The following is a 13,770-nucleotide window of genomic DNA, read 5'->3' as shown; positions in this document are numbered from 1 at the left end:
AGGGCGCGGCGTTTTTTCAGGTAGCTCTCTGCGCTTGGTTTTGGGGCCGCTACGCAGCCCAACGCGGGGCAAGCCCGCTCGCCACAAAGTTAGGCTATCGCGGCAGGAACGCCATCACTGACGCTGGCGATCCCGATCCGCCCTCAAGCGCCAATACACCGATGACCAGCGTCGTGCCTTTGGCTGGCAACTGATCCAGTTGGGTCAGGCACTCCAGCACAATTCCATTCCCCACCAACACCGCATGGTTTGTCGCGAACGTGCTGCTCTGTCCCCGATCAACCCCATGAGTATCAATGCCTACTCCCGCAATCTGACGCTGTTCAAGCAAAAACCGAATCGCCGCCTCGCCAATTCCAGGGAAGTGCAAACCTTGCGCATCCTGCCCGAAGAACACCGCCGGATCGTTCCAGAGATGCTGCCAGCCGGTGTACATCAGCACCATGCAGCCCGGCTCGATAAGCCCATGCTGGCGCTCCCAGTCTTCAATGTCCCGCACACTGATTTCGTAGTCCGGGGTGCAGCGGGCCCGCACATCAATCACCACCGCAGGCAGCACCAGGTCTTCCGGTTTATAACCATCAATGCCCATCCCCTCGGCATAAAAGCTGTTCGGCGCATTCATATGGGTGGCGCTGTGTTCACCCATGCTGAAGCGACGCAGGAAGTAGCCGTCCTTTGCCAGCGAGGCGACTTCTTCAAACTCCACCGGGGGATCGCCCGGCCACAGTGGAATTCGCGGGCTGATGGGATGACTGAGGCTGACAACCCTGTTGTGCTTAACCACCATTCTTGCCCTCCAACTGCCCCAACGGCACCCGCCGCTCTATCGCGCTCGACAAAATAATAGAGGTCTTGCTGAACCCGAACTTCGCCACGCGGTTGATCAAGCTTTCCAGCTCTGGCATCGACCCCACCGCCGCCTGCATGATCACGCACGGATCGCCGGTCACCCGATGGCACTCCGTCAGCTCCGGAATTTCCGCCAACGCGTCATACACCTTCTGGCTGCCGTGATTGGTCAACCGCAGTTCAATCACGCACTGAATCGGCAAGCCGACTTTGGACAGGTCCACCTTGGCCTGGTAACCGGTGATCACGCCGCTGGCCTCGAGCTTGGCCACTCGCTCTGCGACGGCGGGGGCGGAGAGGTTTACCGTGCGGGCCAGTTGCGCGTAGGACGCGCGGCCGTCTTCGAGCAGGGCGCTGAGGAGCATGCGGTCGTATTTGTCCATGATAAGGCTCCGGTTGCGCGTGACTTTCGAAAGCACGGTTTATAGCCTTCACAACCATGCTTTGAAAAGTGTATTGGCGTTTTAAACAGGTTTTGTAACTTATGTTTAACGACCTGCCTTTTTAGAATAAGCCTCCCATCTCCTGCCATAGAGCCGCCCAATGCCTGGCCCACGTCGCTTTCCCTTACCGTTGATCGCCGCCTTTTTTGCGCTGTATGTGATCTGGGGTTCCACCTATCTGGTGATTCGCATCGGTGTGGAGTACTGGCCGCCGTTGCTGCTGGCGGGGATTCGGTTTTGCACGGCGGGGGCGTTGATGTATGGCTTCCTGCGCTGGCGCGGGGTGCCGGCACCGACGTGGCCGCAGTGGAAGGCGGCCGGGATGATCGGTCTTTTGCTGCTCACCGTGGGCAACGGCGGCGTCAGCGTGGCGGAACACATGGGCGTGTCGTCCGGCGTGGCGGCGCTGGCCGTGGCGACGGTGCCGTTGTTCACCTTGTTGTGTGGTTATTTCTGGGGCGCGCGCAACACTCGGTTGGAGTGGGCGGGGGTGATCCTGGGGATCATCGGCATCGCCATGCTCAATATGGGCAGCACGTTGCAGTCGAGCCCGATGGGCGCTGTGCTGCTGTTGGTGGCGGCGGCCTCCTGGGCGTTCGGTTCGGTGTGGAGCCGGCAATTGCCACTGCCCCAAGGCGCCATGGCGAGTGCTGCGGAAATGCTGGTGGCGGGCGTCGCGCTATTGATCATCAGCGCGCTGTCCGGTGAACGCCTGCAGGCCGTGCCACCGCTGGAAGGCTGGCTGGCCCTGGCCTACCTGACCGTGTTCGGTTCGATCATCGCCTTCAACGCCTATATGTACCTGCTCAAGCATGTGCGCCCGGCGGCGGCGACCAGCTATGCCTATGTGAACCCGGCGGTGGCGGTGTTGCTGGGGATTGTGTTCGTGGGGGAGACCATTGGTCTGGAAGAAGCCCTGGCCATGCTGGTGATTATCAGCGCCGTTCTGCTGATCAGCCTGCCCCAGTGGCGCAAGCCGAAGGCGGAAATAAGGTAAACTGCGGCGCATTGCGACCTTGCGCTGAATTTTTCCTACGGTAAACACATGACTTTCGCCACCCTTGGCCTGATCGAACCCTTGCTGCGCGCCCTTGAGACGCTTGGCTACCAGACCCCGACGCCGGTGCAGGCGCAAGCCATTCCGGCGGTGCTGGCCGGTCGCGACCTGATGGCTGCGGCCCAGACCGGCACCGGCAAGACCGCCGGTTTCGCCGTGCCGTTGTTGCAACTGCTGACGATGGAAGGGCCGAAAGTCGCCGCCAATTCGGCACGCGCGCTGATCCTGTGCCCGACGCGCGAGTTGGCCGAGCAGGTGCACGCCAGCGTCGCCGAGTACGCGCAAAACCTGCCGCTGACCACTTACGCGGTGTACGGCGGCGTGAGCATCAACCCGCAGATGATGAAGCTGCGCAAAGGCGTCGACATCCTGGTCGCCACGCCGGGCCGCCTGATCGACCTGTTCCGCCAGAACGCGCTGAAACTCAACCAGCTGCAAACCCTGGTGCTGGACGAAGCCGACCGCATGCTCGACCTGGGTTTCTCCGAAGAGCTGGCGAACATCTACCGCATGCTGCCGAAAAAACGCCAGACCTTGCTGTTCTCCGCGACCTTCTCCGATGAGATCCGCACGCTGGCCGGGCAGATGCTCAACGACCCGCTGAGCATCGAAGTCAGCCCGCGCAATGTCGCTGCCAACACGGTCAAGCAGTGGATTGTGCCGGTGGACAAGAAGCGCAAGCCGGAGCTGTTTGTGCACCTGATGCGCAAAGGCCGCTGGAAGCAGGTGCTGGTGTTCGCCAAGACCCGCAATGGCGTGGATGCGCTGGTGGATAAGTTGCAGGGCCTGGGCATCAATGCCGACGGTATCCATGGCGACAAACCCCAGGCGACCCGTCAACGTGCGCTGGACCGTTTCAAGTCGAGTGACGTGCAGATCCTGGTCGCCACCGACGTGGCGGCCCGTGGCCTGGATATCGAAGACTTGCCGCTGGTGGTTAACTTCGACCTGCCGATCGTGGCCGAAGACTACATCCACCGTATCGGCCGTACCGGGCGTGCGGGCAACACCGGTGAGGCGATTTCCCTGGTGTGTGCCGATGAAGTGAACATGCTGTCAGCCATCGAGATGCTGACGCGTCAGACCTTGAGCCGCCACATGGAGCAGGACTTCGAACCGGAACACCGCGTGCCGGACACCGATGCCAGCGGGCAGGTGGTGAAGAAGCCAAAGAAACCGAAAAAGCCTAAAACCTCGGGCGGTGGCGGTAAGCGCAACCTTGGTAAGTGGGTGGACAGCGGGGAAGTGGCGCCGTCGGAGCCGTCGATCAAACCGGTGCGCAAGGTGCCGGTGTTCAATACTGGGCCACGTAAGAAGAAGTAAGTTACTGCTGCATTGAGAGCGCAGTTTGTGGTGAGCGGGCTTGCCCCGCGCTGGGCTGCGTAGCAGCCCCAAAACCTGACACTTCGTTCTAACTGAAAGAGCGCGGCGCCCTTATTGGGGCCGCTGCGCAGCCCAGCGCGGGGCAAGCCCGCTCACCACAGGATCTTCAGCGCCGGTTAAGCCATTCCAACAGGCCGCGCCCGGCAGCCCGCCCACTGGCAAAGCACCCCGTCAGCAAATACCCGCCCGTCGGTGCTTCCCAATCCAGCATCTCCCCCGCACAAAACACCCCCGGCAATTGCTTGAGCATCAAGCGCTCATCCAACGCCTCAAACGGCACGCCGCCCGCTGTGCTGATCGCTTCATCCATCGGCCGGGTCTTCATCAGCGTCAGCGGCAACGCCTTGATATCCACCGCCAACTGCGCCGGATCATTGAAGTGGTCAGGCGGCGCCAACTCGCGCAGCAATGCGGCTTTGACGCCATCCAACCCCAACTGACTGTGCAGATGCTTGCTCATCGAGCGTGAGCCACGGGGTTTCGCCAAGGCGGCCTGAACCTTGTCCAGCGGCTTGCTCGGCAACAGGTCGATGTGCACGGTGGCCGAGCCGTCGCGGTTGATCGCTTCGCGGATCGGCGCCGACAGCGCGTAGATCAGGCTGCCTTCGATCCCGCTGGCGGTGATTACGCATTCACCCAGACGAGGCTTGTCGTCACCCAAACCCATCGCGACGTTTTTCAGCGGCGCGCCGGCGAATTTGCTGACCATCAATTCGCTCCAGGCCGACACCTCGAAGCCGCAGTTGCTCGGTTGCAGCGGGGCGTAAGGCACGCCTTTGTCCTCCAGCAACTTGAGCCAGGCGCCGTCAGACCCCAACCGTGACCAGCTGCCACCGCCAAGGGCCAGCAGCACGGCGTCGCTGTGGACCGTTTTTTCGCCGTCGGGGCTGTGGATAAGTAAGTCGCCCTCGGCAGTCCAGCCCAGCCAGCGATGACGGGTGTGGATAACCACGCCTTGGTCGCGCAGGCGCTTGAGCCAGGCGCGCAACAGGGGCGCGGCTTTCATGTCGGTGGGAAACACGCGGCCGGAGGTGCCGACAAGCGTCTCGATGCCCAAACCATGAATCCATTCACACAACGCCTCGGCCCCAAAACTACGCAGCAACGGCGCCATGTGCGGCGCGCGTTCGGCGTAGCGTGACAGGAATGCCGGGTAGGCTTCGGAGTGGGTGATGTTCATGCCGCCCACGCCGGCCAGCAGGAACTTGCGGCCCACTGAAGGCATGCCGTCGTACAGGTCCACCCGCACGCCCGCCTGGCTCAGGACTTCGGCGGCCATCAACCCGGCAGGGCCACCGCCGATAATGGCAACGTGGGAAGGAGCAGTAGGGGACATCGGCAGGCCTGGTCAAAAACAAAGGACGCCCATTGTAAGCAATGCGCGCCCCGTGCCGTTAGGCAAAAAGTACTCAGGCAAAACCAGTGTTGGCGTACGGCGGGTACTCGTCCGCACGGTCGGCGTCGGTGATCGGGCCGCCGGTGAGGCCATATTTATCCAGGGTCGGCACCAGGTTGCCAAAGAACGCGTCCTGTTGTTTTTCCCGTTTCACCACCTCGATGATCGGGAACACAAAGCTGGTCACGATGCCCACACCGGCTGCCGCCCAACCCAATACTCCGGCGAAGGTGCCGGCGATGGCCGCCGCGTCGGCAATGCCGAACAGGCCCGCGCCGCCTTCGATGATCGAGGCCACGGCCGCGCCGGTGCCCAGGGCGCCGCTGGTGAGGGAGAAACCGGCGTTGAGTTTATCCCCGGCAAACGCGCTGTTGACCCCGCTGATCAGGCCGAACACACCGCCGATAAAGCTGCCGGTGCCGCCGACGATCTTGCCCAGGTTGCCCAGGCGGTTGAGGCCGTCGGTGTTCTGCACCATTTTGCCGGTGGGGAAGTCACCGATGCCTTGGGGTTTATTCGGGTCGATCGGCGTGGGTTTCCAGGTCATGCCGTAGCCGGCTTCTTTGGCGTATTTGGTGCCGCCTTCGGTGATCAGGCCGGCAAACTGCATGCCTGCCGCCACGCGCCCGGCGTTGTCTGCCGGGCTGTTGCCGCCCGTGGCCGAGCGCGCCGCCAGCACGCCGCCGGCCAGCAAGGCGCTGCCGATGTGCAGCAGGCCCTGTTTGTACGAATCGCTGACGTTGAGCTTCAGCCCATCCACGGCCTTGGGCAGTACGTCGCTGATCTTCTCGCCCTGGCGGTTCACGTCCCACATCGAGCGGATCAACGAGATCACGTCCTGCGGCTTGATCTGCGCCCCCGTGGCGTCCTTGAACATCTCTGGATCGTCGGCCATGGCTTTCTCGATGATGGCCGTGGTCTTGGCCTCGTCGAAGTTGCCATTGGCATCGCCGAACGCGCCTTTGAGCACGTCGTCGTTGGCGCCGTTGACCAGCGAGTCGGACACCGCCTGGTTGACGTATTGCTGCACCGTCGACGAGTCCTGGGCCGAGACCTTGTCACCGAGGAATTCCTTGAGCAACTCGGCGTGGGCGGCGTACTGGCCGATGGCGGTCATCGGGTCGGCGTTCGGCTGGGCGAGGGCGTCTTGCAGGTCTTTGCCGTTGAGGATGTGGTCCTTGAAGAACTGCTCGATGTCCCCGGATTTTCCCGATTTTTCGGCGATGACACTGAGGTCCACATGCCCATCGCCGCCCAGGGCCAGGTCGGTGAGGGTGGCGTCGGTGCCGGCCAGGCTCAGGGCGTCCATGAGCGACAGCGGTTTGCCATCGGCCCCTTTGGTGTTCAGGGCGGTGTTGAGCACGTTGCCGCTGTTGATCTGGCCGTCCTGGTAGGCCTGCAGCTCATGCTTGATCGCCGGGTCGCTGTTGACGATATCGCGCATGCCGGACGCCTGGTTCTGCGCCAAGAAGGTCTTTACGTCCGGGTCGCTGGACAGCTGGCCGATGGCGGCGTCGAGCTGGTCGGTGACCTTGGATTTGGTCGGGTTGAGGTGGTATTCGGTGTCCGCGGTAATCCCCGCATACAGGTCGCCGTCGCCCACTTTGTCACTGGCGGCCATGCGCGCGCGGGCGTCGCTGATTTCCATCATCACGGCGGCTTTGGTCTTGCCGTCGTAGTTCTCCGGGTGTTCGAGCACGTCCTTGGTCAGCTTGGAGGTGTCGACATCGGCCACCGAGCTGCGCACCGCGGCGTTGCTGAGCATCATCAACACGCCGTGGTCGTCCTTGGGCGCCTGGTTTTCCAGCCAGGCGCCGAGGTTTTTCTGTTGGGTAATGCCGTCGGCCTTGGCGGTGGCGGGCAGGTCGCCGGCCATGTCGAGGGTGCGCAGCATGCCGGGGGTGGACCAATAGCCTGCGGCGCCGGTCAGCTCGGGGCTCAGGCCCGAGTCATCCTTGATCGCCTTGAGGTTGGCGGTGTTCAGGCTGCCATTGTTGGCGCGCTGGTTGGGCCCCTGCATTTCCGGGCCGGCGCTGCTCACCAGGGAAATATTGGCCATGACGATGGCGGCGGACTTGGCGTTTTCCTTGGCCAAACCGGTGGCGTCGGGGTTCTTGCTGAGGAAGGTGCTGTAGGACTTCGAAGCGGCCGACAGATCCTTGTTCGACTGGCTGATGAACTTATCCACATCGGCGTGGGTAATCACCCCATCACTTTTGCCCAGGCCGCCGCTGTCGAGGGCGTTCATCAGGCTCGGGCTGCCGGCCAGGTACTTGAGGCAAGCCTGGGCTTCGGGTGGCAGGTCGGCGGGCGGGTTGGAGAAGTCGATTGGGCGGTCGTGCAGGCCCCATTTGTCCCAGTTGTCGCTGAGCATTTTCGAGGCGGCGCGCGGGCGGTCGAGGTCGCGTTCTTCCTGGGTCGGTGTGCCGCTGGTGTTGCCGACGATCTTGTCCCAGTCCTTGGCGCTAGCGTACTTGGAGTTGTCGATCCAGTTGGTGTCCACGGCGCCGTCGACGCCAAAGATGCCGTTGGACTCCTTGACCACCGAGGCGTACAGGTCGGGGCTGATGGCCTGGGACACGATGATCTTGTCGCCGGAAGCGGTCTCGTAGCGGATCAGCCCGTGGCCGAGTTCTTCCGGCGTGCCCACCAGGCTCACGCTGCCGGCCTCATTGACACCGGCCAGGCGATACCCGTCATTTTTGCTGTCGTTGATCAGGCCCCAGGTTTCGCCGTCAGACTTAACCTTTTCGTACAGGTCGCTGTTGGTTTCCTTACTGACGACGACCTTGTCACCCGACAGGGTTTCGTAACGGATCATGCCCGGCCCGACTTCATCGGCCGGGCCGATGCCCTTGTAGGTGTCCAGGCCCGGCGCGGTGTCGCCGGCCTGGGCGATGCGGTAGCCGTCGGCCTTGCTCTTGTTCAGCGCGTCCACGGCGTCGACTTTGCCAGCCATGCCGTCGAACAGGTACGGGGTCATCTGCTTGATAATGATGATGTCCTTGCCGTCGCGGGTTTTCAGCTCCAGGACGTTGTCGGAAATCTTGGTGATGCTGGCGATGTTGGCCAGCGGCACACCAGTGTTGCTGATGTCGGCCAGGTTCGGGTCGTTGAGCCGCTTGATCGCTTCCTGGTCGCCGGTGGCTTTGACGTCGGCGATCTTTTTGTCCTTGGTGTTATCGGTTACCGCCAGCACCTTGAAGTTGCCGGGGTGGGCGGCTTCCTTGAAGCCGGAGAGGGCGCGGGACATCGCCACGTCGAAGGTGGCGGCGACTTTCTTCAGGGCGTCGTCATTGCCGGGCGTCGCGCTACTGCCGATCTTGTAAGTTGCCATCGCTGGGTACTCTGAAAGCGGGAGAGGCCTTCAGGTTGACGACGGCGTGCGGCAGTTTTGTTGCAAAACGGCCGCTGGCGCCAAGTTCCACAACGTTTCACGGCTGTGGAAAAGTATCTGGTCAAAAAACGTACAGTTTCTTACAGGCCATACGGCTAATGGCTTTCAGGCCCTTACGCTCAAGTTATCCACAGGTGGTTCCACAGGGATTGTGGGTAACGCTCACACTTCAATGACAACCTGATGACGTCCACACCCGTTGCGCACTGTGGTGCAGGATGCCGTGGCGGCGGGCGAGGGCTGGGCGGTCCTTGCTGTAGCCGCCACCGATCACACCCATCACCGGGATGTCGCGGCCCAGGCAGTGGCGCATCACGCTTTCATCGCGGGCGGCGACGCCCTGGTCTGTCAGCTTGAGGTAACCGAGGGCGTCGTCCTTGTGCACATCGACGCCAGCGTCGTACAGCACCAGATCGGGTTGGTAGAGCGGCAGCAAGTAGTTGAGCGCATCGTCCACCACCTTGAGGTAGTCGGCATCGCCCATGCCCATGGGCAGCGGAATGTCCCAGTCGCTCTGGGCCTTGCGCGCGGGGAAGTTCTTTTCGCAGTGCAGCGATACGGTGATGGCGTCCGGTGTGTCGTGGAGGATGCGCGCGGTGCCGTCGCCCTGGTGCACGTCGCAATCAAAGATCAGCACACGGTTGACCCGGCCGCTGGCCAGCAGGTAATGGCTGATCACCGCCAAGTCATTGAAGATGCAGAAGCCCGCCGGGTAATCGTAGTGGGCGTGGTGCGTGCCGCCGGCCAGGTGGCAGGCCAGGCCGTGCTCCAGCGCCTGCTCCGCCGCGAGAATCGAACCGCCCACCGCACGCACGGTGCGCCGCGCCAGGGCTTCGTTCCAGGGCAGGCCGAGGCGACGCTGGTCTTCCCGGGATAATTCGCCGCCCATGTAGCGCTCGATATACCCAGCGTCATGGGCCAGGGCCAGAATCTCCGGTGGGCACAGTTGTGGGCGCAGCAGTTGGCGGTCCTCGGTCAGGCCACTGTCTACCAGGTGGTCGCGCAACAGGCGGAATTTGTCCATGGGGAACCGGTGGTCCGCCGGGAACTCGGGGCTGTAGTCATCGTGGTAGATCAATGGCAAAGGCATGGGATTTTCTGACGGGAACCTGCGACGCATCTTACCCGCGTTGTACACTCACGCACATGGCAAGGGAGGGGACCCATGGAGCCGATACTGGAATTGGAAAGCGCACGCCTGGTGCTGCGCCAATGGCGCGACAGCGACCTGGCGGAGTTTGCGCGCATGTGCGCCGACCCACAGGTGATGCGCTATTTCCCGGCCAAGCTGAGCCACCTGGAAAGCGCCGCGTTGATCGGCCGCATTCGTGGGCACTTTGCTGAATATGGCTTTGGCCTGTGGGCCTTGCAGCGCAAGGACACGGGTGAATTCATCGGCCTCACCGGGTTGCTGAATGTCAGTTTCGAGGCTGATTTTACCCCGGCGGTGGAAATCGGCTGGCGCCTGGCCCGTGAACACTGGGGGCTGGGCTATGCCAGCGAGGCTGCCTGGACCGCATTGCGCTGTGGGTTTGATCGTTTGAAACTGGACGAAATCGTCGCCTTCACCACGGAGGCCAATCTGCCCTCACAAAAAGTCATGCAGGCCATCGGTATGCATTACGATCCCCAGGCAGATTTCGAACACCCCAAGGTCGCAGCCGATGACCCGCTGCGCCCTCATGTTTTGTACCGCATCACCCGCGCCCAATGGTTGGACACGCTGCACGGATAAGCAGCCCGGAATGCCCCATAGATTGTAGGAGTTGCTCTATGAGCCAAGTATTGGAAGATCTGGTGGACCTGCTGACCCTGGAGCCGATCGAGGAAAACCTCTTTCGCGGCCGCAGCCAGGACCTGGGTTTTCGCCAACTGTTCGGCGGCCAGGTGCTCGGCCAGTCGCTGTCGGCCGCCAGCCAGACCGTAGAAGAAGCGCGGCACGTGCATTCCCTGCACGGTTACTTCCTGCGCCCCGGCGATGCGAAGTTGCCGGTGGTGTATTCGGTGGACCGTGTGCGCGATGGCGGCAGTTTCAGCACGCGCCGTGTGACCGCGATCCAGAAGGGCCACCCGATCTTCACCTGCACCACCTCGTTCCAGTACGACGAACAAGGCTTCGACCACCAGACCACCATGCCTGTGGTAGTGGGCCCGGAAAACCTGCCGTCGGAGCTGGAGCTGACCCAGCAGCGCGCGCACCTGATCCCCGAGCACATGCGTGACAAGCTGCTGTGCCCCAAGCCGATCGAAGTGCGTCCGGTCACCGAAAAAGACCCGTTCAACCCGCAGCCGTCCGACCCGGTCAAGTACGTGTGGTTCCGTGCCGACGGCGCCCTGGCCGACTCGCCGGCGCTGCATAAATACCTGCTGGCCTACGCCTCGGACTTCGGCCTGCTGACCACCTCCTTGCTGCCCCATGGCAAGACGGTCTGGCAGAAAGACATGCAAGTCGCCAGCCTCGATCACGCGCTGTGGTTCCACGCCGACCTGCGTGCCGATGACTGGTTGCTCTACGCCATGGACAGCCCATGGGCCGGCAATTCCCGGGGTTTCTCCCGTGGCAGTGTGTACAACCGCGCCGGGCAACTGGTGGCCTCGGTGACCCAGGAAGGCCTGATCCGCCATCGCAAGGATTGGGCATGAGCCTGTCGGAGGTAAAACACTGGGTGTTCGACATGGACGGCACCCTCACGGTGGCCGTGCATGACTTCGCGGCTATTCGCGTGGCCCTGGAGATTCCGCCCGAGGACGACATCCTCACTCACCTGGCGGCGTTGCCAGCGGATGTCGCGGCGGCCAAGCATGCCTGGTTGCTGGCGCATGAGCGCGAGTTGGCGCTGGGTTCGGTCGCGGCTAAAGGTGCGGTGGAGCTGGTGCGCGAATTGGCCGGGCGTGGTTACCGCCTGGGCATCCTGACCCGCAATGCGCGGGAGCTGGCGCACGTCACCCTGGAGGCGATCGGCCTGGCGGACTGCTTTGCCATCGAGGACGTGCTGGGGCGTGATGATGCGCACCCCAAGCCTGATCCGGATGGCTTGCTGAAACTGGCGGCCGCTTGGGACGTGGCGCCGAGCGAGATGGTGATGGTCGGTGATTACCGCTTCGACCTGGACTGTGGCCGGGCAGCGGGGACGCGGACGGTGTTGGTGAATTTGCCGGAGAATCCGTGGCCGGAGTTGGTGGATTGGCATGCTACCGATTGCGCGGTGTTGCGCCGGATGATTTAGATCGGTCTCTGAAGATCCAATGTGGGAGCGAGCAAGTCGAATCGTCGCACCGCCGCTCCCACAGTTTTATCCGGTTCCGTCAGTTATTTGGAAACAGTACCTTCTGGCCTTCCGGCGACGTAAACATCCCATCCCCGTTATGCCCCACCCCCGGCACTTCCACCAGCTTATGACTCAACTGCGGATGCCGCTGCTTGAGGTAGTCAAAATAGTTGTGCCCACGAATCAGGCGATACGCGCCCTGGGTTTCGGCCTCACAGCCTTTGTCCAGCGCGTGATGGTTTGGGTCGATGTCCTGTTGGCCCAGCAGGTAGGTAATGTTGCGTGACACATACGCCTGTTCAAGCTGTTCGGCGCTCTGGCCTTGGGCGTAGGCCGGCAGGTTTTGCAGGCCGTATTTCCAGTCGTTGAAGCCTGGGCAACTGGCCGCGTCGAACTTCACCGGACGCTGCGGCGTGAAGTAGGCGTAGGACGACGGGTTGGCCACCACGTAACGCAGGCGGATGCCTTCGGTTTGCAGTTTCGGATGGTCGTGGCTGGTGAGGGCAAACCGCTGTACCACCTGGCCACCCCCGGAATGCCCGGCCACCACGATTTCTTTCAACGCAGGGAACAGTTTGCGGTTGCCCAGGTGCTTGATGATCTGGTCGAGGGCGCCGTAGGAGCTGATTTGGCCTGGGCCGGTGGACGGCTCACCGGCCATCCAGCCGTTGTCGGTCCAGCGCAGTAGCTGATTGTCCAGATGCTCGTGCCGCGCATCCGACTCAATGAGAAACCTTGGCGCGATCACCAAGGTGTTGGCCGCTTGCCCAGCATTCTCGGCTGCTTTCTCGCCGCTTTCCAGATAGGTCTGCGCATCGCGCAGGCGCCCATGCACGATGATCAACGCACGGGTGACGTTGGGCAGTGGCTGGCGCCAATCCTGGCTCAACCCCAGGCTCAGATCCCCGGCCTTCAGGGGGAAGCGATCGAGGTTGGCCTCGTTGACGTTATGCCCGGCGGCCAAGGCGGAACCGGTGACCAACAAACCCAGCAGCAATCCCAATCGTTTATTCATCTAAAGGCTCTTGGCGGTAAAAGTATCGCATTGAGTGATCTGGCCCTGGGCAAAGCCGGTCTTGAACCAGCGAACCCGCTGTGCCGAGGTGCCGTGGGTAAACGAGTCCGGCACGACGCGCCCTTGACCCTGTTGCTGCAACCGGTCATCGCCAATGGCGTTGGCCGCATTCAGTGCTTCTTCAATATCGCCCGGCTCCAGCCAGTTCAGACGCTTTTGCGCACGGTTGGCCCACACCCCGGCAAAGCAGTCGGCTTGCAGTTCCTGGCGCACCAGCAGGCCGCCGTCACCCTGCATCTGCCGACCTTGCTGGCGCGCCGCCTGGATCTTCGACGAGATACCCAGCAGCGTCTGCACGTGGTGTCCGACCTCGTGGGCGATCACGTACGCCTGGGCAAAGTCGCCAGCAGCCTGGAAGCGCTGTGACATTTCCCGGAAGAAATCCAGGTCCAGGTACACCTGCTGGTCCGCCGGGCAATAAAACGGGCCGCTGGCCGAGGTGGCCCCCCCGCAGGCGGAATTCACCCGGCCACGGAACAAGATCAGTTTCGGGTTCTTGTACGCCAAGCCGTTTTCCTGGAATACCTGGGCCCAGGTGTCTTCGGTATCGCCCAGCACTGCGCGCACGAAATCCGCTTGCTCATCATTGGCCGGCGGCGCCTGGCGCGATTGCGTGCTCACCGACGGCGCCTGTTCCATCTGGCCGGTCAACTGGCCGAGGATCTGCAACGGGTCCTGGCCGGTCAGCCAACCGATGCCGACGATCAGCACAATGGCCGTCAGGCTCAGGCCTTTGCCGCCACCAAAGCGCATGCCACCACCGCCGCCGCCACTGTCATCGCGGGCATCCACCACGTTGTCGCTGCGTCGGCCTTTTTTCCATAGCATGGGGCAATCCTCTCGATGAACTGTGGAACAGTGTTGTTGGTGCGTAGGAATGGCGCCAGCCCGGCTGTCC

12 protein-coding genes are annotated in these 13,770 nt (G+C 62.5%); 5 read left to right on the top strand and 7 right to left on the bottom strand.

The genetic code is table 11. The features are described from left to right. Positions 1-94: 94 nt before the first annotated feature. Both OZ428_RS29290 and OZ428_RS29285 read right to left on the bottom strand, forming a co-directional pair. Positions 95-790 carry a cyclase family protein gene (locus tag OZ428_RS29290; protein ID WP_269132097.1) on the bottom strand — a complete coding sequence of 232 codons (696 nt, stop codon included), beginning with the start codon at positions 788-790 and terminating at the stop codon, positions 95-97. Further along, positions 780-1,235 (bottom strand): Lrp/AsnC family transcriptional regulator, encoded by a 456-nt coding sequence (locus tag OZ428_RS29285; RefSeq protein WP_033896506.1) that lies wholly within the window; start codon positions 1,233-1,235, stop codon positions 780-782. Before OZ428_RS29285 ends, OZ428_RS29290 begins: the two co-directional genes overlap by 11 nt. A gap of 160 nt (positions 1,236-1,395) precedes the next feature. Between OZ428_RS29285 and yedA the strand changes: the two genes are divergently transcribed. Further along, positions 1,396-2,292: a drug/metabolite exporter YedA gene (gene yedA, locus OZ428_RS29280; protein WP_033896507.1), complete on the top strand. Its 897-nt coding sequence runs from the start codon at positions 1,396-1,398 to the stop codon at positions 2,290-2,292. A 48-nt stretch (positions 2,293-2,340) separates the two neighbouring features. Next, complete coding sequence (locus OZ428_RS29275) at positions 2,341-3,675, top strand: DEAD/DEAH box helicase (RefSeq protein WP_033896509.1); 1,335 nt, start codon at positions 2,341-2,343, stop codon at positions 3,673-3,675. 166 nt (positions 3,676-3,841) lie between these two features. On the opposite strand, the gene OZ428_RS29270 is transcribed toward OZ428_RS29275, so the two are convergent. The 3 genes from OZ428_RS29270 to OZ428_RS29260 form a co-directional block, all read right to left on the bottom strand. After that, positions 3,842-5,071: a TIGR03862 family flavoprotein gene (locus tag OZ428_RS29270; protein WP_269132096.1), complete on the bottom strand. Its 1,230-nt coding sequence runs from the start codon at positions 5,069-5,071 to the stop codon at positions 3,842-3,844. Between the two features lie 73 nt (positions 5,072-5,144). Next, positions 5,145-8,468, bottom strand: coding sequence for a type III effector HrpK domain-containing protein (locus tag OZ428_RS29265; protein ID WP_269132095.1), 3,324 nt, complete (start codon positions 8,466-8,468; stop codon positions 5,145-5,147). A 229-nt stretch (positions 8,469-8,697) separates the two neighbouring features. After that, complete coding sequence (locus OZ428_RS29260) at positions 8,698-9,618, bottom strand: histone deacetylase family protein (protein ID WP_269132094.1); 921 nt, start codon at positions 9,616-9,618, stop codon at positions 8,698-8,700. A 75-nt stretch (positions 9,619-9,693) separates the two neighbouring features. Between OZ428_RS29260 and OZ428_RS29255 the strand changes: the two genes are divergently transcribed. From OZ428_RS29255 to OZ428_RS29245, 3 genes are read left to right on the top strand one after another with little or no spacing between them, the layout of a single operon-like run. Further along, on the top strand, positions 9,694-10,263 hold the full coding sequence (locus tag OZ428_RS29255; protein WP_033897913.1) for a GNAT family N-acetyltransferase: 570 nt from the start codon (positions 9,694-9,696) through the stop codon (positions 10,261-10,263). Positions 10,264-10,301: 38 nt separating this feature from the next. Continuing rightward, a complete protein-coding gene (gene tesB, locus OZ428_RS29250; RefSeq protein ID WP_016976734.1) occupies positions 10,302-11,171 on the top strand; it encodes an acyl-CoA thioesterase II in 870 nt (289 codons plus the stop codon). After that, positions 11,168-11,755: an HAD family hydrolase gene (locus OZ428_RS29245; protein WP_269132093.1), complete on the top strand. Its 588-nt coding sequence runs from the start codon at positions 11,168-11,170 to the stop codon at positions 11,753-11,755. Before tesB ends, OZ428_RS29245 begins: the two co-directional genes overlap by 4 nt. 79 nt (positions 11,756-11,834) lie before the next feature. On the opposite strand, the gene OZ428_RS29240 is transcribed toward OZ428_RS29245, so the two are convergent. Beyond that, a complete protein-coding gene (locus tag OZ428_RS29240; protein WP_269132092.1) occupies positions 11,835-12,812 on the bottom strand; it encodes an alpha/beta hydrolase in 978 nt (325 codons plus the stop codon). Beyond that, positions 12,813-13,700: a KPN_02809 family neutral zinc metallopeptidase gene (gene ypfJ / locus OZ428_RS29235; protein WP_038847567.1), complete on the bottom strand. Its 888-nt coding sequence runs from the start codon at positions 13,698-13,700 to the stop codon at positions 12,813-12,815. Positions 13,701-13,770 lie beyond the last annotated feature (70 nt).

Origin of the sequence: Pseudomonas sp. GXZC, from assembly GCF_026967615.1 — a bacterium.
In the GTDB taxonomy this organism is placed as follows: Bacteria; Pseudomonadota; Gammaproteobacteria; order Pseudomonadales; family Pseudomonadaceae; genus Aquipseudomonas; species Aquipseudomonas azotoformans_A.
Note: the sequence above shows the minus strand (reverse complement) of the source record. Positions and strands in the feature narration are given on the sequence as shown.

Coding starts and splice junctions, on each gene's coding strand:
- OZ428_RS29245 (WP_269132093.1), top strand. CDS start 11,168: ATGAGCCTGTCGGAGGTAAAACACTGGGTGTTCGACATGGACGGCACC.
- OZ428_RS29275 (WP_033896509.1), top strand. CDS start 2,341: ATGACTTTCGCCACCCTTGGCCTGATCGAACCCTTGCTGCGCGCCCTT.
- ypfJ (WP_038847567.1), bottom strand. CDS start 13,700: ATGCTATGGAAAAAAGGCCGACGCAGCGACAACGTGGTGGATGCCCGC.
- OZ428_RS29270 (WP_269132096.1), bottom strand. CDS start 5,071: ATGTCCCCTACTGCTCCTTCCCACGTTGCCATTATCGGCGGTGGCCCT.
- OZ428_RS29290 (WP_269132097.1), bottom strand. CDS start 790: ATGGTGGTTAAGCACAACAGGGTTGTCAGCCTCAGTCATCCCATCAGC.
- OZ428_RS29260 (WP_269132094.1), bottom strand. CDS start 9,618: ATGCCTTTGCCATTGATCTACCACGATGACTACAGCCCCGAGTTCCCG.
- OZ428_RS29240 (WP_269132092.1), bottom strand. CDS start 12,812: ATGAATAAACGATTGGGATTGCTGCTGGGTTTGTTGGTCACCGGTTCC.
- OZ428_RS29265 (WP_269132095.1), bottom strand. CDS start 8,468: ATGGCAACTTACAAGATCGGCAGTAGCGCGACGCCCGGCAATGACGAC.
- OZ428_RS29255 (WP_033897913.1), top strand. CDS start 9,694: ATGGAGCCGATACTGGAATTGGAAAGCGCACGCCTGGTGCTGCGCCAA.
- yedA (WP_033896507.1), top strand. CDS start 1,396: ATGCCTGGCCCACGTCGCTTTCCCTTACCGTTGATCGCCGCCTTTTTT.
- tesB (WP_016976734.1), top strand. CDS start 10,302: ATGAGCCAAGTATTGGAAGATCTGGTGGACCTGCTGACCCTGGAGCCG.
- OZ428_RS29285 (WP_033896506.1), bottom strand. CDS start 1,235: ATGGACAAATACGACCGCATGCTCCTCAGCGCCCTGCTCGAAGACGGC.